This window comes from Marinococcus halophilus, from assembly GCF_002265875.1.
In the GTDB taxonomy this organism is placed as follows: Bacteria; Bacillota; Bacilli; order Bacillales; family Marinococcaceae; genus Marinococcus; species Marinococcus halophilus.
In genome coordinates this window covers 59,212-78,200 of sequence record NZ_NPFA01000012.1, presented here as the reverse complement: position 1 = coordinate 78,200, position 18,989 = coordinate 59,212, and the positions used below count along the sequence as shown (strand labels likewise).

Below are 18,989 nucleotides of genomic sequence, written 5' to 3'. Positions count from 1 at the left end.
TCCGCTAATTTTTTGCTTCTTTTAGGTAAAGGAAGGAGTATACTCCCAATAGGCACCGTTTTTTAATGGCACGTGCTTCATTTTTCTCATTAGCACAAGCTGCTTCAATTGCTTTTCAGCTTCTTTTTCACTCCAATCGAATACAACAGAAATTTCTTTTGTCGTAATACGTGGATAGCGCGCGAGAAAATCTTCAAGCTTTAAGGAATGCGAGGGCTTCGGATCCGGTACGTGCCCGAGCATGTCAGAAAGGATTTCTTCATATACCTGATAGGGATAAAGTCCGGACACTTTTAATCCGCCATCTTCGACATGATCGTTAAAGAAAACGAACGTTGGTGCCTGATCGACTTCCATTTCCCGGGAAGTTCTGATATCGCAATTCAAAGCTTTACGGGTGCAGGCAGAATGAATATCCCGCTGGAATTCTTCAATATCCAGTCCGGTAGCTTCTGCAATTTGAACAAGCGTTTGTTCTGTAGAAATATCCCGGCCGTGCAGAAACAAATTTTCTCTAATATTCCGGAAAAAAACGGAGGCCAACTGCTTGCCCTGCATTTCTGCTGCTTTCATGGCCAAAGCAGGAATGTAGGCAGAAGGAGCCGAATGCTTCAGCCATACGCTTCCGTCTGCCGGCATACCTGACCATGTGGAAACTTCTTCGTAAAACAGGGACATTTCTTTTTTCGTATCTTCTTTTAACGGCTTCTGCTTCTCTTCGCTCCAGCATTCAATATTAGAAGTAAGCAGGAGCTTTGGCGTGAAATAGTGGCCGTATTCGATGAGCAGCTTTTTTAGTACAGGTTCGAACGCCCAGCATTCCGGGCATAATGGATCCATAAAAATATATAATTCAAGCGGCTTTTTCGATAAAGATGGGCTGGTAGACTGCGACAGGCTGCAGGAACCGGAACTGTCATCACAAAAAGAAAAATGCTCGTTGCTCATGACCAGTTCACGCTCCTTTCATTATGAATTTTCTTCAGTATTATTTATCATGTGTTGGGCTGTCACCACAAGCCGTTGGAACATTTCCTGCCGAACGTTGTTTTCCAAGTTTATTTCTTCCATCGCTTCATCCATGCATAACAGCCAGGCCTTCGCCCGTGTTTCCGTTATTGGAAATGGGAGATGGCGGGCGCGCAGGCGAGGATGGCCGTGTTCTTCTGTATATAAAGGCGGGCCGCCTAAAAATTGAGTCATAAATTGCTTTTGTTTACGGGCGGTTTCCGTAAGGTCGTCCGGAAAAATAGGAGCGAGATCCGGATGGGCGCCAACCTTTCCGTAAAACGTATCAATCAGCTCGGAAAGTTTCTCTTCGCCAATCTGGTCAAAGCTCGGTTTAAAAGCAGCCATAGTGAACCTCCGGAACAACGTTTTAACGCTCATGCCTGAAAAGACAGAGCAATTGGGCAAAACGTAATTATTGTATTTTCAATTTTTATTCTAGCAATGAGACATGTTAACCGCAAATATTTTGAACGAAAAGGGGAACGGGGCAAAAAAACAACCCCGGTGTGGAGTTGTTTTAAAGCAAATTATACAAGGTCCTGATAGTTGGCGAGTACGTTTGGTACGTATTTCTGTGTTTCTTTGAAGGGCGGAATGCCGTCATACTTATCAACGTTGCCCGGGCCGGCGTTATAAGCGGCAAGGGCAAGCGTTTTGTTGCCATTGTACTTATTGAGCATATCTCTTAAGTAGCGTATGCCGCCGTCAAGATTCTGTTCAGGGTCCATTGGATCATTTACCTTCAGCATGGAAGCTGTTCCGGGCATCAGCTGCATCAGCCCCATAGCTCCAGCATGGCTTTTAGCGTCTGGATCAAAGCCGGATTCCTGCTTGACCAGTGCACGTACAAGCTTGCTGTCTACGCCGTATTTTTCTGACAAACGTTCAATCGTCTGAACAATGCCGGAGCTTGAATTTGAACTCTGCTTGGAAGAAGAAGTACGTTCAGAAGCAGGTTCGGCATTCTGTTTCACTTCTTTATTGGAAGGCTCGTTTGGAACAGCGGAGGAATCATCGCCTAAATGACGAAAATAACTGCCGGCGCTCGCCGGGTTTAAAAATAGCGAGGAAGATACCGGGCTGAAACCACTGCCGGTCTGCTCAGCCATGATAGCCTGCGTTGACTTTAGGGAATCGTATAAAAAGGAGCCAAAGCGTCCCGCAGCAAACGCAGGCTGCGAGGACGTGGCCTGCTGGCTGTTTCCAACTGCTGAGCCCGTGGAAGACGGAAAAAGAGAGGAAGAAATCGTCAAAAAACTCACCCCACTAATAAAATTCAGATAAGAAAAATATACCAGTATTTCAAATGAAGAACAATGTGCGTATGTTACTGTTCTTCATTTTGCTCCCGGTTTCGTTGAAACAGGCGTTCAATTTTATTTGGAGTATTACGAAGAGGAAAGTGGTGCTGCTCTGAAAGCTCATTCATCCAGGAAGAAACATCTTTTTCACTCGGTCCCTCTATTTCAAGTTCATAATCTGTGACTCCCAAATAGTGACTTCGATCAAAAAAGATTTCTCCTGTGCGAAAGGGCTGGGAAGCCCGGTAGGTGGTCAACGTCCCTATATTTTCGACACGCTCGGCACCGATCAGTGACCGAAGGCGCTCGGAAACTTCACCGGCAGGCAGTGTCCCGCCCGAAATAGCCTCACGGGCGTTCTGAGCGCTGACAGACTGATTCCATTCGGTAAGCCCTTCCGGGGCAGGTTCTTTTAAGGTCAAGGTGAAAGTGCCGGCGCGTTCCCGAATGCGCAGAGCGGATTTACGGGAACGCAGAGCAAAGCTTTTTGTGTCAAAATATGTATTTTGCTGCGAAGAAAAATCGCTTTCGTGGATTGCGAAGCCGGTCACCAAAGAGGAAAATTCTTTTTCCGTCAGAAGATTCTTCGCTTCAATTTCCTGTTCTTTCGCCATAATGAATCGTCCTTTCTGCTACCGGATTACTGGAAAAACGCTATGCATTATCTTATCATATGGTTTGAGCTCTGTCTGTGTACATAAGTTATGATAAAATTAAGTACAGATATGGGATGTATACTTGCCATTTTTGGAGGAGTTGTGACATGCAGCATATATTGACTGTAAATCATTACGAAGAAGACAATGAAACATTAATAATGTATCCGGTGGAAGAATGGCCGGAAAAAGAATGGGGAAAATTAAGCGATGGCGGCCAGATGCTTGCAGACTCCGATGCGTTGACGCTTGTTTATGTGCTTGATATGGAAGACGAATTTGTGCAGCTGCGTATTCCAAAAAGAGTATGGCCGCTTTTGAAATCGGCTTATGAAAGCGAGAAGCATGTTTACGTAAAAAGCGGAAGCAAGCTCCATTTAGAAAACTTCCATGAAGAAATTGAGTATTTAATGGATAATGTGCCTGGAAACGGGAATTATGGTACTGAAATGGTATCTGCATTTGAAGAAGCTTTCAACGTATAACCTCATAATAATGTAAATGAGTGGTGGTAAACCATGAGCAACTGGCAGACATTTCTTTCGCCTTATATGCAGGCAGTAGAAGAAATGAAAGTGAAATTAAAAGGGTTAAGAGAGCAGTACCAAACATCTTCACAGCATACACCAATCGAATTCGTTACCGGGAGGGTCAAGCCTGTAACCAGCATTCTCGATAAAGCCCAGCGTAAGGATATCCCGCTCGACGAAATTGATACAAAAATGCAGGACATTGCCGGTATTCGTATCGTCTGCCAATTTGTCAGCGATATTGATACCATTGTGGAGCTGATGCGGACAAGACAGGATTTTGAAATTTTAGAGGAAAGAGATTACATCAAAGAAAAGAAAGATAGTGGGTACCGGTCGTTTCATATGGTCGTTTCTTATCCCGTGCATACGATCGATGGGCGCAAAGACGTACTCACAGAAATCCAAGTACGAACAATGGCGATGAATTTCTGGGCAACTATAGAGCATTCTTTAAATTATAAATATAGCGGCGAAATTCCGGAGGATATTAAGCACCGGCTGCAGCGAGCTGCTGAAGCCGCGTTTCAGCTCGATGAAGAAATGTCTAAAATTAAAGGCGAGGTACGGGAAGCCCAGCGTATCTATATGCAAAACAGGGAAAGTGAGGGTCCAAATACATGAGCATCCCGTCCACTGATGAAAACATGCGATATAATGTCACGTCCCGTGGAGATGATACCTCCAATGAAATTAGGGACAAAGTGCTTTCCTACCTGAACGAATTTGGGCTGATTCATGACGAAGTCCACCCGGACATTGTCATTACTGTCGGCGGGGACGGCACGCTGCTCCAGGCGTTTCACCATTACTATGAATCGCTTGAAGATGTTTGCTTTGTAGGTATACATACCGGGCATCTTGGTTTTTATGCAGACTGGCAGCCGGAAGAAGTGGAGAAGCTGGTGATCCATCTCGCGAAAACGCCATTTCAGGTAGTGGAATATCCGCTGCTTGAAGTGATTGTCCGCTACAATGAACATACGAGGTTCGAACGGTACTTGGCTCTAAATGAGTGTATGGTAAAAACGCTTGAAGGTTCTCTCGTATGCAACGTCGACATTAAAGGCGAGCATTTTGAAACGTTTCGCGGAGACGGTCTGTGTATTTCTACTCCTTCCGGAAGCACGGCATACAATAAATCACTGGGTGGAGCGATTTTGCACCCCTCCTTATCAAGTATTCAAATAGCCGAAATGGCAAGCATCAATAACCGGGTCTACCGGACGATTGGCTCGCCGTTAATTCTGCCGCAGCACCATACCTGTCTTCTGCGCCCGGTGAACGATGTGGATATGCAGATCACCATCGACCATATTACTCTCGTCGATCAGGGCATCGAGTCCATTCAGTACCGGGTGGCGGAGGAAAAAGTCCGATTCGCCCGTTTCCGCCCGTTTCCTTTCTGGAAGCGCGTGAAGGAATCGTTTATCGGGGAGTAAAAGGATGCGGACGATTACATGGAGTGTTCCTGCCGATGCGGAAGGCTGTACAGTGAAAAAGTTTTTGAGCCAATACAAAGATGTCTCGAGGCGTGTGTGGAAAAAAATAGATAATCCCTATCTGCAGCTCAATGGAGAAGCAGGACGTGGAAACGACTATTTGAGTGCCGGGGACCTACTGCAGATAAAGATTCCACCCGGGAATATACCGCCGCATTTTAAAGAGTCCCTGGAGCCCATGGATGTGCTGTATGAGGACGAAGACGTGATAGTAGTCAATAAACCGCCGGGGCTGCCGACACTTCCAGGAAGAGCAGAGGGGGAGGAATCACTGGCTGGAAGACTTGCCGGTTATCTGCGAAATAAAGGCATGCAGTCTGCTGTTCATCCGGTGTCCAGGCTGGACCGCGGTACAAGTGGCATTGTACCGTTCGCCCTGCATGCATATGCCCACTCCCGCATGGAAAAGCATATGGATACGGGGTCTAAAGAATATATTGGGGTGGTCGAGGGAGAATGGCCGGAGGAGCTTACAAGTATAAATCTTCCACTCCGCCCGAGCACGATGAGCCTGATTGAACAAGTGGCAGCTCCCGATGGAAAAAGAGCCGTAACCTCCGCAGCGGTTCTCGAATTACTGCCTGAGCATACTGTTTTAAAGCTTGGGCTGCAAACCGGCCGGACACATCAAATCCGGGTGCATACTTCTGCGTCGGGATTCCCGCTTGCGGGAGATACACTGTACGGAAATAAAGACGGGTACATGAAAAGACAGGCGCTGCACGCCTGCCGTTTGGAATTTTTTCATCCGGTCCAGGAAAGAATGATTACCATTACAGCTCCTCTGCCTGAAGATATGAGTGATTTTCTGGCCTATCAGCGGTTAAAGGTGTTTAAGTGATCCGGCTGGAGTGGCAGGGTGGAGGGCACTTCTACGAATTCATGCTCCGGATACCGGTAGGCGGTAAGCTTGTTACCAAATGAACAGCCGGTATCAATGTTTAACGTCCGGCCAACGAGTCTTGCTTCCCATACGGGAGTATGCCCATAAATGATGAATGGCCTGCCGCTGTAAGAAGGAGCCCAATCTATACGCTCTGGCTCGCGCCGGCCATTTAGTTTCGTCGGTCCATACAAAACGACATTCCGGGTTCTTCGATCTGTCCGGCCGATCAGCTCCTTTTGCATGCCTCCATGGGAAGCAAGAACGTTTCTATCGTCGAACAGCTGATACAGCGGTGCTTGTTCAAATAAGCCCATAAACTTCTGCTTAACCTTTTGCTGCTCGTCCGGGGGGAGTGCTTTCCATTCCTGGATGGTTTGCTCGAGGCCATGACCAACCTGAACTGGGCGGCCTAAAAACCAGCGGTACAGTTTGTCACAGTGGTTTCCGGGCAGATACAGGGCATTTCCGTTTTTTACCATGAGGTCCGTCACGCGGATAACCTCTATAGAATTCGGCCCGCGATCAGTAATATCGCCAACGATTACGAGCTGGCGTCCATTGGGATGCGTATAATTTTGACGATGCTCATAGCCGAGCGCAGAAAGCATCACTTTCATCTCTTGTGCACAGCCATGGATGTCGCTGATAAAGTCAAGATGCCTGGACATACAGTCAAAGCCCTCCTTCCCGAAGAAATATAAAGGCTGTTGGACAGCCCGGCTGTTCAATGATATAAAGGTAAAGAAATTATTTGATGCTAGTATAATCATATCTAAAGGAGAGACAAAGATGCAATTATCACTTGAAGGAAAGACGTTTGTCGTAATGGGCGTTGCCAATAAAAGAAGCATAGCGTGGGGAGCAGCTGAAAGCTTGGCAGAAGCAGGGGCTGATTTAGTATTTACATACGGGCAGCAGCGTACCGAAAAAAGCGTCAGAAAATTGGCGGATTCGCTGGAACAGAAAGAACCGCTCGTTGTGCAGTGTGATGTCACCAATGACGAGCAGATCCGGGAATGCTTTGCGAAAATTAAAGAAGAAGCGGGAACCATTCATGGTGTCGTTCATTCCCTTGCCTATGCGAAAAGAGAAGAGCTCGAAGGGGAATATTTAAATGCTACACGCGAAGGTTTTCTGCTCGCCCAGGAAATCAGCGCGTACTCCTTTACGGCTGTAGCGAAGGCTGTAAAGGAGTTCGATTTGATGACAGAGGGCGGTTCTTTTGTAACGATGAGCTACCTTGGGGCAGAGCGGATCGTAAAAAATTATAACGTTATGGGCGTAGCGAAGGCGTCTTTGGAGGCGAGCACCCGTTATTTGGCAAATGATCTGGGCGCAGATGACATTAGAGTCAATGCCATCTCAGCCGGTCCGATTCGTACGCTGGCAGCTAAAGGCGTCTCTGGCTTTAACGATACTATCAAGGCTATGGAGGAGCACGCTCCGCTGCGGCGTACGGTTACTCAAAAAGAAGTCGGGGACACCACGGCCTTTCTGATGAGTGGAATGTCGAGTGGGATCACAGGTGAAGTTATCCACGTTGACGGGGGCTATCACGCATACGGTATGTAAATCAGAGCTGCAGGAACATGGTGGTAAAAGATGAAAGTAATCAAAGGGTTAAACAATAACGTTGTTATTGCAGAACATGAGGACTACGGAGAAGTTATTCTAACCGGGCGGGGGATCGGTTTTTCTAAACGCCCGGGGGACCTCATTGATGCTAATGCGCCGGAAAAGTTTTTCATACTGAGAAATGAAAACGAACAGACACAGTACCGACAGTTAATCGAACATGTCGACGAGACCTTTATCGCATGTATGACAGAAATTCTGCAGGTGCTTGAAGCCGAGTGGGCGGAAACGTTCGAAGAACACATTCATGTAGCGTTAACGGACCATCTCAGCTTTGCACTTGAGAGAACAAGAAAAGGTCTCACAATCAGCAATCCATTTTTAAAAGAAACGCAGCTTGCTTATGAAAAAGAATATCGTGCGGCTGGATGGATCATTGACGAAATTGAACAGTGGACAGGAGTGCGGCTTCCGGAAGAAGAAAAAGGGTTTATTGCTCTGCACCTGCACGGGGCAGTGACGAGAACACCGCTTGACCAGGTGAGCGCTTATACGCGCCTGGTTAAGGATATGACGGTAATGGTAGAGCGGGCTCTTGACATTCAGCTGTCTCCGGAGGATTTAGATCACCGCCGGCTTTTCCGGCATCTGCAGCAGGCTGTCGCAAGGGTAAGGAATGGTGAGTTTGAAGAGGTGTCTGAACCATTAAAAAAAATGTTGCAGGCCGAGTACCCCTTCTGCTATAATTTGTCCTGGAAGCTCATACGAACGATGCAGCGTGCTTTGCAGACGACGATACCAGAAGGCGAAGCCGTTTATTTAACCATTCATCTGCAAAGGCTTTCATCGAAACGAAAATATTGATCTAGTGTTCCGTGTTACTGGTAAAGCAGGCATGAGAGAATGCTGATCGCGTTTAAACCAAAGGGAGAAGCAGCTTCTTGTCTCTTTGGGACCGCGCGATTAGTGTATCTCTCATGCCTTTTTTTATGCGCTGGGGTCTGGGGTCAATTACGAGCCTTCCAAAAAAACAGTTAGGAGAGATACATATGTGGAAACAATCATTTGGTGTACTTCAACGTATCGGGCGCGCCCTGATGCTTCCGGTGGCCCTTCTTCCAGCAGCCGGCCTGCTTCTTGCTATCGGTATTGCCATGCAGGAAGATCAGATGATCGAACTGCTGCCATTTCTGACTTCTGCACCGGCAGAATTAATCGCCGAGCTGATGTCGGAAGCCGGCGGGGTAGTATTTGATAATTTAGCGGTGTTATTTGCGGTCGGTGTAGCACTCGGCCTGGCAGGAGACGGAGTTGCAGCTCTTGCTGCTCTGATCGGCTTTATGATTATAAACGTTACGATGAGCGTATTATTAAGTGTAAATACAGATATGCTCGAAGAGCCGGGTTACGCGTCAGTATTAGGTATCCCTACACTTCAGACAGGGGTGTTTGGAGGGATTATCGCCGGTATATTAGGAGCAATGATGTACCAGCGCTTTTATAATATTAATCTGCCAACCTACTTAGGATTTTTCGCAGGAAAAAGATTTGTGCCTATTGCTACGGCTGTCGGCGGTCTGGTTATCGGTGCTGCTTTGACACTCGTCTGGCCGCCGATCCAAAGCGGATTGAATTCCCTGTCTCTATATGTGACAGAATCAAATCAAACACTTTCCGCATTTATTTTCGGTGTGCTGGAGCGTTCTCTCGTACCATTTGGCTTGCACCACATTTTCTATTCACCGTTCTGGTTCGAATTTGGGAGCTATGTGAACGATGCGGGAGAAACGGTCCAAGGCGACCAGCGGATTTTCTTTGAACAAATGAAAGACGGGGTGCCGTTTACTGCCGGAACTTTCATGACTGGGAAATTCCCGTTCATGATGTTTGGTCTTCCAGCTGCGGCGCTTGCAATTTACCACTGTGCCCGTCCGGAAAATAAAAAGATGGTTGCAGGTATTATGGGTTCAGCGGCATTAACGTCATTTCTGACAGGTATTACTGAGCCGCTTGAATTCAGCTTCTTGTTTGTAGCGCCACTTTTGTTTGCGATTCACGCGATTTTTGCCGGATTTTCCTTTATGATCATGCAGCTGCTTGATGTCAAGATTGGGATGACCTTCTCCGGAGGGGTTATTGACTTTCTGCTCTTTGGGATTGTACCAAACCGCACAGAATGGTGGCTCGTTATTCCGGTTGGACTATGCTTTGCATTAATTTATTACTTCGGCTTCCGATTTGCGATTCTAAAATTCAACCTGATGACTCCAGGACGCGAAGCTGCCACAGAAGGTGCCGCTGGAATGTCTGGTTCAGCTTCTGACGATGAACTGCCAAGAGAAATCATCGCCGCATTTGGGGGCCAGGAGAACTTAAAACATTTGGATGCCTGCATCACAAGGCTCCGGATTACCGTCAATGAAAAAGATAAAGTGAATAAAGACCAGCTCAAAGCCCTCGGCGCTTCCGGCGTGATGGAAGTCGGCAACAACATCCAGGCCATTTTTGGTCCAACATCAGATGCAATTAAGTCCCAGATGCAGGACGTTATTGCAGGGAAAACGCCTGAACCGATAGCAGAAAAAGAAACAGCGGCTACAGCAATGGCTACTGCTTCTGCTGAAGATATCCAGACCATGTCCATTGCAAGCCCAGCCGCCGGACAGCTGATCCGTATCGATGAAGTGGAGGATGAAGTGTTTTCCGGAAAAATGATGGGGGATGGATTTGCCATTGTGCCGGAAGAAGGTACCTTCCATGCTCCTGCCAACGGCACTATTACTACTGTATTCCCCACAAAACACGCTGTAGGCATGCAGACGGATGAAGGCACAGAGATTCTCATTCATATCGGTCTGGACACAGTTAATATGAAAGGGGAAGGCTTCGAGGTCTATGTCGCAGAAAATGATAAAGTAAAGCAGGGAGATATACTTGTGAAAGCTGACCTTGAGAAAATCCGCCAGGAAGCAGCTTCTATAACGACACCGGTAGTGTTCACCAATCTGGATAAAGAATATACTGTCAGCGTAGAAAGCGGAAAAACGGTCCGGGCGGAGGAAGACGGTATTATTACGATTAAATAATGGCCTGAAATGCTTAATATATGGAAAATAGGGTAAAGAATACTAGTGATCATTCTTTCAGCAATCCATGCTTATAAACAGTGGAGGAGGCTCTGAACATGACACTTGTAGTCCCATATATTAATGCCTCAGCCGTTCATTATGCCAACCGTCAGCAGCCGCCGGCAAAACCGGGAATGCACCGCGTTCAGCGGGTACAGCCGGTAGAACCGAAACGGTATTCGAGTGAGCAGCAGGAAGCGTATCGTTCGCTTGAAAAAAGGCATGAGCGTATTTTAAAAGAAGAAAATAAAAAAGGGCGGCGCATTCATACGCTTGCCTGAGAGAGCTGCCGTCCGGCAGTTCTCTTTTTATTACGAAAAAGGAGGGAAAGTAATTGAAACAGGCGAAATCAGTGGGCACGTGCGAGCTGTGCGGAAGAGAAGATGTCGAACGCACAGTGCACCATCTGGTCCCAAAAGACGAAGGAGGAACGCATGGTACAACTGCCTGGCTGTGCAAAGCCTGTCACCGCCAGGTACATGCTTTATATAGTAATAAAGAGCTGGCCGTAAGACTGAACACGATCGAACAGCTGAGGGGGGATGAAAAGATTTGGCGTTTTATTAAGTGGATACGAAAGCAGCGGGGAGAAAAAAGGGTAAAGGTACGAAGGTCGAAGACGAAAAAAAGGTGAGCATCTCTGCTCACCAGCTAATTGACTTTTTCATTTCGACATGGGGGATGCCGGCATCCATAAATTCTCCGGACGTCACTTCGTATCCGAGGGATTGATAAAAACCGGAAGCATATTTTTGTGCGTTGAGCTTCATAACGGGCTTTTCCATTTCCATTGCTTTATATTCCATGGCCTGCATAAGGAGACGGCCGCTTCCGGTCCCACGGAAGGAGGAATAAATACATACACGTTCCGCTTTAGCGTAGTCCTCTTCAAACCGAAGCCGCGATGCTCCGATTGCTTTCTCGCCGTCATATACAACAAAGTGGACGGCTTCTTCTTCAAATTCATCAATTTCTTCTTCCTCGGGCACATTCTGTTCCTCGACGAAAACGTCAAAACGTACCCGGAATGCGTCCTCAAGCTGCTGTCTGTTACTGACTTCATAAACTTCAATCATTCAACGCAGTCCTTTCTCAATCTAATTCGATGTCAAACATGTAAGCAAGCGAATGAATTACGTCCTGTTCCCATACTTTCCACAAATGGCCGCCCTCGAGCTCTTTATAATAATAGTTGGAGGCTTTGGAGGAAAGATAATCATACAACTCCCGATTTGGCTTCAGAAAATCTTCGACCGTACCGGCAGTCGTGTCTACTTCCTGCTCCTCAGTGCCAATAGTATGGTACATTGTAAACGTAGGCCACTTTTCTGAATTTTTCAGGGCGCTGAACACCGTTTCGTTTACAAGCGGGGAATGCATTACAATCCGCTGAAAAATGTTAGGATAACGCAAAGCAGCCATTAAGGATACCGTCCCTCCGAGGGAATCACCAAGCAGCGTCCGTGCTTCGGGCGAAGGCTCTGTGTGATATTCTTTTTCCATAAATGGAAGGAGTTCTGATGCCATAAATTGAAGATAATTATTATGGCCGTCTTCATCAGGGTGGTACCAGTTTCTGCGCTGGCGTACAGAGGGATAGGGGACACCTGCGATTACTATGTCGGGAGCTCCTTCCTCCATAGCCCGTTCGGCGTAGCGTACTAGATGGCCAAGCCGGAAGTAATCCTTGCCGTCCTGGGCGATGATTAAATGATATGTAGACATAGGAGTGAATCCATCCGGGGTGTATATGCGTAAATCAAATGAGTGATCCAATATTTCGCTGTGAAATGTGATATCCTGCTGGGTACCGTCCATGACGTTTCACAATCCTTTCATAGGGAAATAATATTAGTGGAGTTTCTTATTGTTGCAATAGCTATTGTAACATAATTTTAAGGGCTTTTTATGTATTCCGGATTGCACTCGATAAAGGAGGCAGCAATATGACTAAAGAAAGAGTATCAAGCGAAAAAGTAGAAAAAGCAGCAAGAGACATGCTCGAGGAGCGCGGCGTCACCCTGCAAGACATTGCCGACATCGTATATAATATGCAAGCAAAATATGCGCCCAACCTGACGATGGATGACTGTTTGGAAAGCGTGGATGCTGTATTGTATAAAAGGGAAATTCAGCATGCTATATTAGTGGGCGTAGAAATCGATAAACTGGCTGAAAATAATCAGCTGTCTGAGCCATTGCAATCCCTGGTTGATACGGACGAAGGACTTTTTGGCATTGATGAAACAGTAGCACTTGGTTCAGTATTTGGCTTTGGCAGTATAGCCGTCACCACATTTGGATATTTGGACAAAGCAAAAGACGGTATTATTAACGAACTGGACACAAGCGAAGACAAAGTGCATACCTTTTTGGATGATCTGGTGGCAAGCATTGCTTCGAGTGCTTCTGCGCGTCTTGCCCACCGGATGCGTGATAAGGAAGAAGAACGAACAAGCAGGCAGATCAAGCACCGGGAAGATGAAGAACTGATCGGCTGAAAATAAAATGATTAACCCCGCAGTTATTTGGCTGTGGGGTTTTTGTGCGAATGATTGTTATACTTAACAAATAAAGCAATTGAGAGTACAATATGTAGAGAAAAAACAAATTTAAATATATGATAAAGGAGTAGAAATTCTAGTGCAGGAAACCAAACCACGTTGGATATACTGGAAAAAAACGTTTCACTCAAAGTTTCAGGCCGGCTGTCTCAAAGCAAAGCTGGAAGAAAACTGGCACAATGGATATGAACTGGGTCCGCTCGTCGAAATAAGAAAGCTGCGCTCCAATAAATATGTAGTGCGATATACGTACGATGAAGCTTGACATTTACACATACAGCTTTGTAACAAACAAATTGAATAGAAAAATGTAAGAGCCGTTCTATGTCCATAGGCATACAGCGGCTCTTAGTTATGATGAGCTATTCGGTACTCTCTTTCCATCCTTGTTCAAACAGCATTTTTCCCGGCCAGGTGTAGGCCATCAAGCCGCCATCAGCTAAAATAGTTTCACCGGTAACAAAAGAACTGTCATCCGAGGCAAGAAAAAGGGCTACTGTAGCCATTTCCCGGGGATCTCCAAGCCGCCCCATCGGTGTCACCCATTTTTGTGCCTCGCGGAACTGCCGGCCGCTTTCTTGCTCCTGGCTCCCGGCAAGATCATCAATCAACGGAGTTTCAATAGTCCCTGGGGCGAGGGCGTTCGCCCTGATTTTATTCCGGCCGTAATCAATTGCCATCGCCTTTGTCATATTCGTGATACCGCCTTTAGCCGCGTTATAGCCTGAACGGTTCAGGTCAGCAGCGAGACCGGACATAGAAGAGACGTTGATAATAGCACCGCCCTCTTCAAGCATTAACGGTATTATATATTTGCTCACTAAAAAGGTTCCCCGCAAATCGACACTCATAATCTGGTCGAATAATTCAACCGGGTATTCATGAAGCTTGCCGCCCTCCTGATCAACACCAGCGTTGTTAAATAAAATATCGATAGTGCCGTAATTGCTTTTCATGTGCTCTGCAAACTCTTGCACACTTGACTCGCTTGAAACGTCAAGCTTAACAGAAGCAGCTTGGCCATTATTATTATTGATGGAGGAGACAGTATCAAGCAAATCGTTTTCATTCACATCAGCGCAAACAACTTCTGCTCCTTCTTCGGCAAACACCGCAGCTGTAGCCTTTCCAATTCCGTTCGCAGCACCAGTTATAATAGCTGTTTTTCCGTTTAGTTTTCCCATAGTTATTTCTCCTTTCAACCATAGCAGATGTCAGCCTGATACCAATACCTGTTTCTATCTCTTTGTAAACATTTGTAAACGTATGCATGCAAATATTTTATATATTTGCATCAAATGAAGAACGGCGGCATAATTTTAGGAAGAATATAAAATCGTTAGAAAGCAGAAAAGAGGAAGACTGATGAAACGTATTACCGTAGTTGGCGGGGGGATTACAGGGCTTACTATTCTGTATTACCTGCAGAAATGGAAACTGGCAAGCAGCAGCAATATTGAATTGACCCTTGTAGAAAAAGAAAATAAAGCAGGCGGAAAAATACGAACTGTGCATCATGAAGACTTCATTATGGAGACAGGGGCTGACTCTGTCGTAGCCAGGCACGGGGCGGTGCTTCCGTTGATTGAAGAAGCAGGTCTCGAAGAAGAAATGGTTTATAACAGTACCGGAGTGTCGTACCTGTATGTAAAAGACCAGCTTTATCCGCTGCCAAGGGATGCGGTTTTCGGTATCCCGCCGGGCCCGAAATCACTCCTGAAAAGTCCGCTTCTTTCCTGGAGAGGAAAATGGCAGGCGCTTGGAGACTATGTGAAAAAGAATAAAGAATTCACGAAAGAAAGTTCGGTAGGAGAGTTTCTTGAAGCCTTTCTCGGTCGTGAACTAGTAAAAAACCAAATCGCGCCAGTATTATCCGGGGTGTATTCCGGAGATATTTATTCGCTCACCATGGCATCGACGCTGCCATACCTGGTGGACTATAAAAATGAATTTGGAAGTATTATGCGGGGGATCGCCAAGAATAAAGAAACGTTTGGTTCGGGAGGCAGCAAAAAATTTATTTCATTTCGAAATGGTTTGTCTTCACTTCCAGAAGCGCTTCTTTCAAAATTAACCGGAACAGAGGTGCTGCTGGGGCGATGTGTAAATTATATTAAGCAGGAAGAGGAAGCGTACCAGCTGCAGCTAGATAACGGAGAACGTCTGCAGGCAGATGCCGTAGTCATAGCGGCTCCTCATCAGACTGCCTCGCGTATACTGCAGGACGAAGAACTGACGGAAATGTTTAATCAGTTCCAAAGCTCTTCTCTTTTAAGCGTGTACGCTGGTTTTTCCCTGCCTCCGGACAGTCTGCCAAAAGACGGGACAGGGTTTATCGTTTCTGAAGACAGTGATCTTGAATGCAATGCGTGCACATGGAGCAACCGGAAATGGGCCCATACTTCGAAAGGGGAAAATGTGCTTGTACGATTATTCTACAAAAGCTCGAAGCCTGCCTATGAACGAATGCAGACAGGAGGAGAAGAGCAGATCAAACAGACAGCGTTGAAGGATCTAAAGAAAAGCCTTCACATTGACCAGCAGCCAACAAGCCTTGAAGTAACAAATTGGGAACAGTTGATGCCAAATTATCATATCGGGCATAAATCAGCGGTCGACCAGCTCGAAAGGATGCTGGAAGAAAAATATCCTGGGGTTTACTTGGCTGGAGCTTCGTATTACGGGGTAGGCATTGGTGCCTGTATTCAAAACGGAATAAACACCGCAGAAACCCTCTATAATAATATTTAAGAGTAAGCCTTTTCCAGTGGGAGAAGGCTTGCTTTTTTATATTATGTATCGCCCGGATACCTGGTGCGCAGGTAATCCTCCATCACCGTCTGCTGGCCGCTAACAATTGTTTCGGGAAGATCCGAAGGATTCAAAAAAGCGACCGAGGCTGATTCCTCAGGGTCAGGCTGGATAGCCCCTTCCAGCTCTTCCACAGTGTAGACGATAATAACACAGTAAAAAGGATCACCGTTTGGTGCCACCACGAATGTATCCTCCCCGGAATACACGTTAAAGAGACGGAGGCCCTGGGCGCGGAGCCCGGTTTCTTCCAAGGTTTCCCGTACTGCTGTTTCTTCGGCTGTTTCCCCAAGCTCCATTAAGCCTCCAGGAAAGCTCCAACTTCCCGGGGGACTGGTTCTTTCCTGTAATAGAATACGTCCATCGTCGTCTTCTGCAATGATGAGAGCACCTACAAGAATAACTGTTTCTTTGCCGACGAGGTGCCTTAAGTTTTCTACATATCCCACGTGAAACTCCCTCTCTGTAATATTTTCTCTACCATATCATGAAAGCAAGCGCAGGAGAAAAGCGACCTGAATATTAATACGTAAAAATATGGTATGTTAAAGTAAAACAATCAATAGTATTTATGCTGTGTCCGACTTCTGCCGTCAAAGCAAAACAAAAGCTGTATAAACTGGCAGAAAACCGGGAACAATATGTTGGAACAGAAAAAACGAAAGTGAAGTAACAGAGGGGGCGTTTCTATGTTTAAACGATTATTAATTGCAGTAGATGGTTCTGATCATTCCGCCCGTGCGGTGGAAAAAGCAATTGAGAGCATCGCGCCGGAGCTCGCAGAAGTTTATGTAGAGGTGGTATATGCCACCAGCTCCGCGCAGCCAAAACCAGGCAAGCTGAGTGAGCATGAATTATATATTCATCAGCAGAATGAAGAGGAAATCCTGCAGCCTGCGGTCGAACGGCTGAATGCAGAAGGAATAAGAACAGAAAAAATAGTGCTGCACGGGGAGCCGGCGGCAGCCATCAGTGAATATGCCAATGAATATGAATTTGATTGTGTTGTTGTTGGAAGCAGGGGACTAAATCCGCTGCAAAAAATGGTAATAGGCAGCGTCAGCAGAAAAATCGTGGAACAAATACGACACCCAGTGCTTGTTGTAAAATAATGGCGAAATATTAGATGTAAGGTGACTTCTGCATAAAGCTACAAGCATTTAATGCGGGTCTTGATTGTTTGCAAGGTTATGCTTCATTGTTCTTAAAGGTACTTATGCCTTAAACAATATGAATAATATGCTGCACTGCTTGCGAAAAATCCGCAGGTGCAGGACTCGATAGCTGCTATTGAAATCAGCAGCTATTTTTGGATAGGGAAAATTCTTTTCAAGGTGTACGTTTGTCCATTACAAACAGGCACTGGAGTGGTAAAATGGTTTCCGTGCTGAATAATTTTTTACATAGGAGTTTTATACATGGCAGAACAAGAAGAAAAGTTAGAAAGAGCCGTAGGGGCCAAATCTATCGAAACGTTGGACTTCAGGATCGGGGCTTTCGGTGCTGCAGTGCCGTTATTGTTTTTTGTTGTCTGGGCAATCACTACCAGCGTCCTTCAGTTGTCCTCTGAAATTGGACTGGTCCTTGGAGCGGTCATTGGTTTGACCCTGGGAATGCTGTTTTGTAAAAGCCGGTGGGCAGACTATGCCCAGGGCCTGTTTGACGGACTGGCTCAGCCTATTGGCGTAATCGCTATGGTTGCCTGGTTTTATGCAGGTATGTTCGCCCAGGTGCTGCAGGTGGGAGGTTTAGTGGAAGGGCTTGTCTGGACAGGGATAGCCACTGGAGTAACCGGCGGCCTGTTCACCGCCGTGACCTTTCTGCTTGCTGCAGTCTTTTCTACAGCAGTAGGCACCGGCTACGGTACGACTGTGGCGTTTTGTACGTTGATGTTCCCTGCTGGTGTTGCTACCGGAGCAGATCCGGTACTGCTGTTTGCTGCGATACTTGCTGGAGCAGTTTTTGGTGACAATCTTGCCCCTGTTTCAGATACTACGATCGTTTCAGCGACGACGCAGAATGCGGATGTGCCGGGGGTAGTGCGCAGCAGGTTCAAATACGCCATTGCAGCAGCTATCCCAAGTGCAGTGTTATTTGCAGTTTTTGGCGGTGGGGGCGGCAGTGCTGTTCCCGGCGTTTCAACGGCAAATGCAGTGGAAGACGTTTCGCCGGGCGGGCTGATTATGCTTTTGCCGTTTCTCCTCGTTCTTTTACTGGCTTTATCCGGCCAGCATTTAATCACCTCGTTAACGTGGGGAATTGTATCAGCCATTCCATTAGTGGTTATTTCCGGCCTTGGCTCATTTTCAGATATTATTCGCTTTAATCCTGAAGCAGATGCTGTGGTCGAAGGAGCGTTGGTCGATGGAATTACCGGCTATGTAAATATGGCTATCCTGATTTTATTAATTGTAGCAGCAGCCTATTTGATGAGACTTGGCGGCACGATGCAGGCTATTACGAACGGACTGGTGCGCTGGATCAAACATTCGGTGCGCCGGGCAGAGCTGTCAATGTGGGGGATTGTGGCTCTGTTGAACAGTTCTATTACCATTAACACAGCTGCAGAAATTGCAGCAGCCCCGTTCGTGCGGGACATAGGCGAAAAATATGGTATCCACCGTTATCGCCGGGCCAATCTGCTGGACGCAGTAACGTCGGCACTTGGTTATATTTTTCCATGGGGAGCGCCGGTGCTGCTAGGCTGGTCGACAATTCAGACCATGCAGGAGCAGTACAGCTGGCTGCCGGTAGTAGAGCCGACCGCAGTATTTCCCTTCGTCTTTCAGGGCTGGTTTCTCGTTTTAATCATGCTGTTTGCAGCGATTACCGGGTGGGGACGTCGTTATGAAGGAAAGAACGGGGAAGAACTTCGGGAACGTCCTTCGAAATAAACGAAAAGTATGCTGCTTTGGCGGCATGCTTTTTTTATTTATGGGAGTTTTTTGAAACATCTACAGTGGTTGTTATATTATCTGCGAAAGAACAATAGCAGAGCGATAAAAATTAGTGAAAATGCCTGAAA

At 46.5% G+C, this 18,989-nt stretch carries 23 protein-coding genes; 14 read left to right on the top strand and 9 right to left on the bottom strand.

What is annotated here, in order from left to right; genetic code table 11:
- Window positions 1-21: 21 nt before the first annotated feature.
- The 4 genes from CHL76_RS12580 to CHL76_RS12565 form a co-directional block, all read right to left on the bottom strand.
- Window positions 22-948: a ClpXP adapter SpxH family protein gene (locus CHL76_RS12580; protein WP_094908753.1), complete on the bottom strand. Its 927-nt coding sequence runs from the start codon at window positions 946-948 to the stop codon at window positions 22-24.
- A gap of 21 nt (window positions 949-969) precedes the next feature.
- The gene (locus tag CHL76_RS12575) at window positions 970-1,356 is read right to left on the bottom strand and encodes a globin domain-containing protein (protein WP_079475903.1); all 387 of its coding nucleotides are present in this window, start codon (window positions 1,354-1,356) and stop codon (window positions 970-972) included.
- A gap of 182 nt (window positions 1,357-1,538) precedes the next feature.
- Window positions 1,539-2,264, bottom strand: a complete 726-nt coding sequence (locus tag CHL76_RS12570; RefSeq protein ID WP_233133416.1) for a lytic transglycosylase domain-containing protein — start codon at window positions 2,262-2,264, stop codon at window positions 1,539-1,541.
- A 74-nt stretch (window positions 2,265-2,338) separates the two neighbouring features.
- Window positions 2,339-2,926, bottom strand: coding sequence for a CYTH domain-containing protein (locus CHL76_RS12565; RefSeq protein ID WP_079475904.1), 588 nt, complete (start codon window positions 2,924-2,926; stop codon window positions 2,339-2,341).
- Between the two features lie 149 nt (window positions 2,927-3,075).
- Between CHL76_RS12565 and CHL76_RS12560 the strand changes: the two genes are divergently transcribed.
- Genes CHL76_RS12560 through CHL76_RS12545 form a run of 4 tightly spaced genes read left to right on the top strand, consistent with a single transcriptional unit; the run spans window position 3,076 to window position 5,841 of the window.
- Window positions 3,076-3,453 (top strand): UPF0738 family protein, encoded by a 378-nt coding sequence (locus tag CHL76_RS12560; protein ID WP_079475905.1) that lies wholly within the window; start codon window positions 3,076-3,078, stop codon window positions 3,451-3,453.
- Window positions 3,454-3,486: 33 nt separating this feature from the next.
- A complete protein-coding gene (gene yjbM / locus CHL76_RS12555; protein WP_079475906.1) occupies window positions 3,487-4,122 on the top strand; it encodes a GTP diphosphokinase in 636 nt (211 codons plus the stop codon).
- Window positions 4,123-4,145: 23 nt separating this feature from the next.
- Complete coding sequence (locus CHL76_RS12550; protein ID WP_027847484.1) at window positions 4,146-4,940, top strand: NAD kinase; 795 nt, start codon at window positions 4,146-4,148, stop codon at window positions 4,938-4,940.
- 4 nt (window positions 4,941-4,944) lie between these two features.
- Entirely contained in the window at window positions 4,945-5,841 is an 897-nt protein-coding gene (locus CHL76_RS12545) for an RluA family pseudouridine synthase (RefSeq protein WP_079475907.1), read from the top strand.
- Here the strand turns inward: CHL76_RS12545 and prpE are convergent.
- Window positions 5,817-6,554, bottom strand: a complete 738-nt coding sequence (prpE, locus tag CHL76_RS12540) for a bis(5'-nucleosyl)-tetraphosphatase PrpE (RefSeq protein WP_094908752.1) — start codon at window positions 6,552-6,554, stop codon at window positions 5,817-5,819. The genes CHL76_RS12545 and prpE overlap by 25 nt on opposite strands.
- A gap of 121 nt (window positions 6,555-6,675) precedes the next feature.
- On the opposite strand from prpE, the gene fabI reads away from it, so the two are divergent.
- The 5 genes from fabI (at window position 6,676) to CHL76_RS12515 (ending at window position 11,223) form a co-directional block, all read left to right on the top strand.
- Window positions 6,676-7,458, top strand: a complete 783-nt coding sequence (gene fabI / locus CHL76_RS12535) for an enoyl-ACP reductase FabI (RefSeq protein ID WP_079475909.1) — start codon at window positions 6,676-6,678, stop codon at window positions 7,456-7,458.
- Window positions 7,459-7,488: 30 nt separating this feature from the next.
- Window positions 7,489-8,325, top strand: coding sequence for a glucose PTS transporter transcription antiterminator GlcT (gene glcT / locus CHL76_RS12530; RefSeq protein WP_079475910.1), 837 nt, complete (start codon window positions 7,489-7,491; stop codon window positions 8,323-8,325).
- Between the two features lie 185 nt (window positions 8,326-8,510).
- On the top strand, window positions 8,511-10,547 hold the full coding sequence (ptsG, locus tag CHL76_RS12525; RefSeq protein WP_094908751.1) for a glucose-specific PTS transporter subunit IIBC: 2,037 nt from the start codon (window positions 8,511-8,513) through the stop codon (window positions 10,545-10,547).
- Window positions 10,548-10,645: 98 nt separating this feature from the next.
- Entirely contained in the window at window positions 10,646-10,870 is a 225-nt protein-coding gene (locus CHL76_RS12520; RefSeq protein ID WP_079475911.1) for a hypothetical protein, read from the top strand.
- Between the two features lie 53 nt (window positions 10,871-10,923).
- Window positions 10,924-11,223, top strand: a complete 300-nt coding sequence (locus CHL76_RS12515) for an HNH endonuclease (protein ID WP_079475912.1) — start codon at window positions 10,924-10,926, stop codon at window positions 11,221-11,223.
- A 10-nt stretch (window positions 11,224-11,233) separates the two neighbouring features.
- Here CHL76_RS12515 and CHL76_RS12510 read toward each other — a convergent pair whose 3' ends face one another.
- The gene (locus CHL76_RS12510) at window positions 11,234-11,662 is read right to left on the bottom strand and encodes a GNAT family N-acetyltransferase (RefSeq protein ID WP_179124148.1); all 429 of its coding nucleotides are present in this window, start codon (window positions 11,660-11,662) and stop codon (window positions 11,234-11,236) included.
- 19 nt (window positions 11,663-11,681) lie between these two features.
- Complete coding sequence (locus CHL76_RS12505; protein ID WP_094908750.1) at window positions 11,682-12,407, bottom strand: alpha/beta hydrolase; 726 nt, start codon at window positions 12,405-12,407, stop codon at window positions 11,682-11,684.
- A 128-nt stretch (window positions 12,408-12,535) separates the two neighbouring features.
- On the opposite strand from CHL76_RS12505, the gene CHL76_RS12500 reads away from it, so the two are divergent.
- Together CHL76_RS12500 and CHL76_RS12495 are read left to right on the top strand one after the other, a co-directional pair.
- The gene (locus CHL76_RS12500) at window positions 12,536-13,090 is read left to right on the top strand and encodes a phosphatidylglycerophosphatase A family protein (protein ID WP_079475915.1); all 555 of its coding nucleotides are present in this window, start codon (window positions 12,536-12,538) and stop codon (window positions 13,088-13,090) included.
- A 142-nt stretch (window positions 13,091-13,232) separates the two neighbouring features.
- Window positions 13,233-13,418: a hypothetical protein gene (locus tag CHL76_RS12495; RefSeq protein ID WP_022795241.1), complete on the top strand. Its 186-nt coding sequence runs from the start codon at window positions 13,233-13,235 to the stop codon at window positions 13,416-13,418.
- Window positions 13,419-13,515: 97 nt separating this feature from the next.
- Here the strand turns inward: CHL76_RS12495 and CHL76_RS12490 are convergent, their stop codons facing one another.
- The gene (locus CHL76_RS12490) at window positions 13,516-14,337 is read right to left on the bottom strand and encodes an SDR family oxidoreductase (protein WP_094908749.1); all 822 of its coding nucleotides are present in this window, start codon (window positions 14,335-14,337) and stop codon (window positions 13,516-13,518) included.
- A gap of 181 nt (window positions 14,338-14,518) precedes the next feature.
- Here CHL76_RS12490 and hemG point away from each other — a divergent pair, with 181 nt between their 5' ends.
- The gene (gene hemG / locus CHL76_RS12485) at window positions 14,519-15,904 is read left to right on the top strand and encodes a protoporphyrinogen oxidase (protein WP_079475917.1); all 1,386 of its coding nucleotides are present in this window, start codon (window positions 14,519-14,521) and stop codon (window positions 15,902-15,904) included.
- 41 nt (window positions 15,905-15,945) lie between these two features.
- On the opposite strand, the gene CHL76_RS12480 is transcribed toward hemG, so the two are convergent.
- Entirely contained in the window at window positions 15,946-16,413 is a 468-nt protein-coding gene (locus tag CHL76_RS12480; protein WP_079475918.1) for an NUDIX hydrolase, read from the bottom strand.
- A 240-nt stretch (window positions 16,414-16,653) separates the two neighbouring features.
- On the opposite strand from CHL76_RS12480, the gene CHL76_RS12475 reads away from it, so the two are divergent.
- Together CHL76_RS12475 and CHL76_RS12470 are read left to right on the top strand one after the other, a co-directional pair.
- On the top strand, window positions 16,654-17,076 hold the full coding sequence (locus CHL76_RS12475) for a universal stress protein (RefSeq protein ID WP_079475919.1): 423 nt from the start codon (window positions 16,654-16,656) through the stop codon (window positions 17,074-17,076).
- Between the two features lie 306 nt (window positions 17,077-17,382).
- Entirely contained in the window at window positions 17,383-18,858 is a 1,476-nt protein-coding gene (locus CHL76_RS12470) for a Na+/H+ antiporter NhaC family protein (protein WP_079475920.1), read from the top strand.
- Window positions 18,859-18,989: the final 131 nt, after the last annotated feature.

What these genes read in the sequence shown, in the direction of transcription:
- hemG (WP_079475917.1), top strand. Translation starts at nt 14,519, where the DNA reads ATGAAACGTATTACCGTAGTTGGCGGGGGGATTACAGGGCTTACTATT.
- yjbM (WP_079475906.1), top strand. Translation starts at nt 3,487, where the DNA reads ATGAGCAACTGGCAGACATTTCTTTCGCCTTATATGCAGGCAGTAGAA.
- CHL76_RS12550 (WP_027847484.1), top strand. Translation starts at nt 4,146, where the DNA reads ATGCGATATAATGTCACGTCCCGTGGAGATGATACCTCCAATGAAATT.
- CHL76_RS12505 (WP_094908750.1), bottom strand. Translation starts at nt 12,407, where the DNA reads ATGGACGGTACCCAGCAGGATATCACATTTCACAGCGAAATATTGGAT.
- CHL76_RS12475 (WP_079475919.1), top strand. Translation starts at nt 16,654, where the DNA reads ATGTTTAAACGATTATTAATTGCAGTAGATGGTTCTGATCATTCCGCC.
- CHL76_RS12470 (WP_079475920.1), top strand. Translation starts at nt 17,383, where the DNA reads ATGGCAGAACAAGAAGAAAAGTTAGAAAGAGCCGTAGGGGCCAAATCT.
- CHL76_RS12545 (WP_079475907.1), top strand. Translation starts at nt 4,945, where the DNA reads ATGCGGACGATTACATGGAGTGTTCCTGCCGATGCGGAAGGCTGTACA.
- ptsG (WP_094908751.1), top strand. Translation starts at nt 8,511, where the DNA reads ATGTGGAAACAATCATTTGGTGTACTTCAACGTATCGGGCGCGCCCTG.
- fabI (WP_079475909.1), top strand. Translation starts at nt 6,676, where the DNA reads ATGCAATTATCACTTGAAGGAAAGACGTTTGTCGTAATGGGCGTTGCC.
- CHL76_RS12490 (WP_094908749.1), bottom strand. Translation starts at nt 14,337, where the DNA reads ATGGGAAAACTAAACGGAAAAACAGCTATTATAACTGGTGCTGCGAAC.
- CHL76_RS12520 (WP_079475911.1), top strand. Translation starts at nt 10,646, where the DNA reads ATGACACTTGTAGTCCCATATATTAATGCCTCAGCCGTTCATTATGCC.
- CHL76_RS12500 (WP_079475915.1), top strand. Translation starts at nt 12,536, where the DNA reads ATGACTAAAGAAAGAGTATCAAGCGAAAAAGTAGAAAAAGCAGCAAGA.
- glcT (WP_079475910.1), top strand. Translation starts at nt 7,489, where the DNA reads ATGAAAGTAATCAAAGGGTTAAACAATAACGTTGTTATTGCAGAACAT.
- CHL76_RS12560 (WP_079475905.1), top strand. Translation starts at nt 3,076, where the DNA reads ATGCAGCATATATTGACTGTAAATCATTACGAAGAAGACAATGAAACA.
- prpE (WP_094908752.1), bottom strand. Translation starts at nt 6,554, where the DNA reads ATGTCCAGGCATCTTGACTTTATCAGCGACATCCATGGCTGTGCACAA.
- CHL76_RS12580 (WP_094908753.1), bottom strand. Translation starts at nt 948, where the DNA reads ATGAGCAACGAGCATTTTTCTTTTTGTGATGACAGTTCCGGTTCCTGC.
- CHL76_RS12575 (WP_079475903.1), bottom strand. Translation starts at nt 1,356, where the DNA reads ATGGCTGCTTTTAAACCGAGCTTTGACCAGATTGGCGAAGAGAAACTT.
- CHL76_RS12565 (WP_079475904.1), bottom strand. Translation starts at nt 2,926, where the DNA reads ATGGCGAAAGAACAGGAAATTGAAGCGAAGAATCTTCTGACGGAAAAA.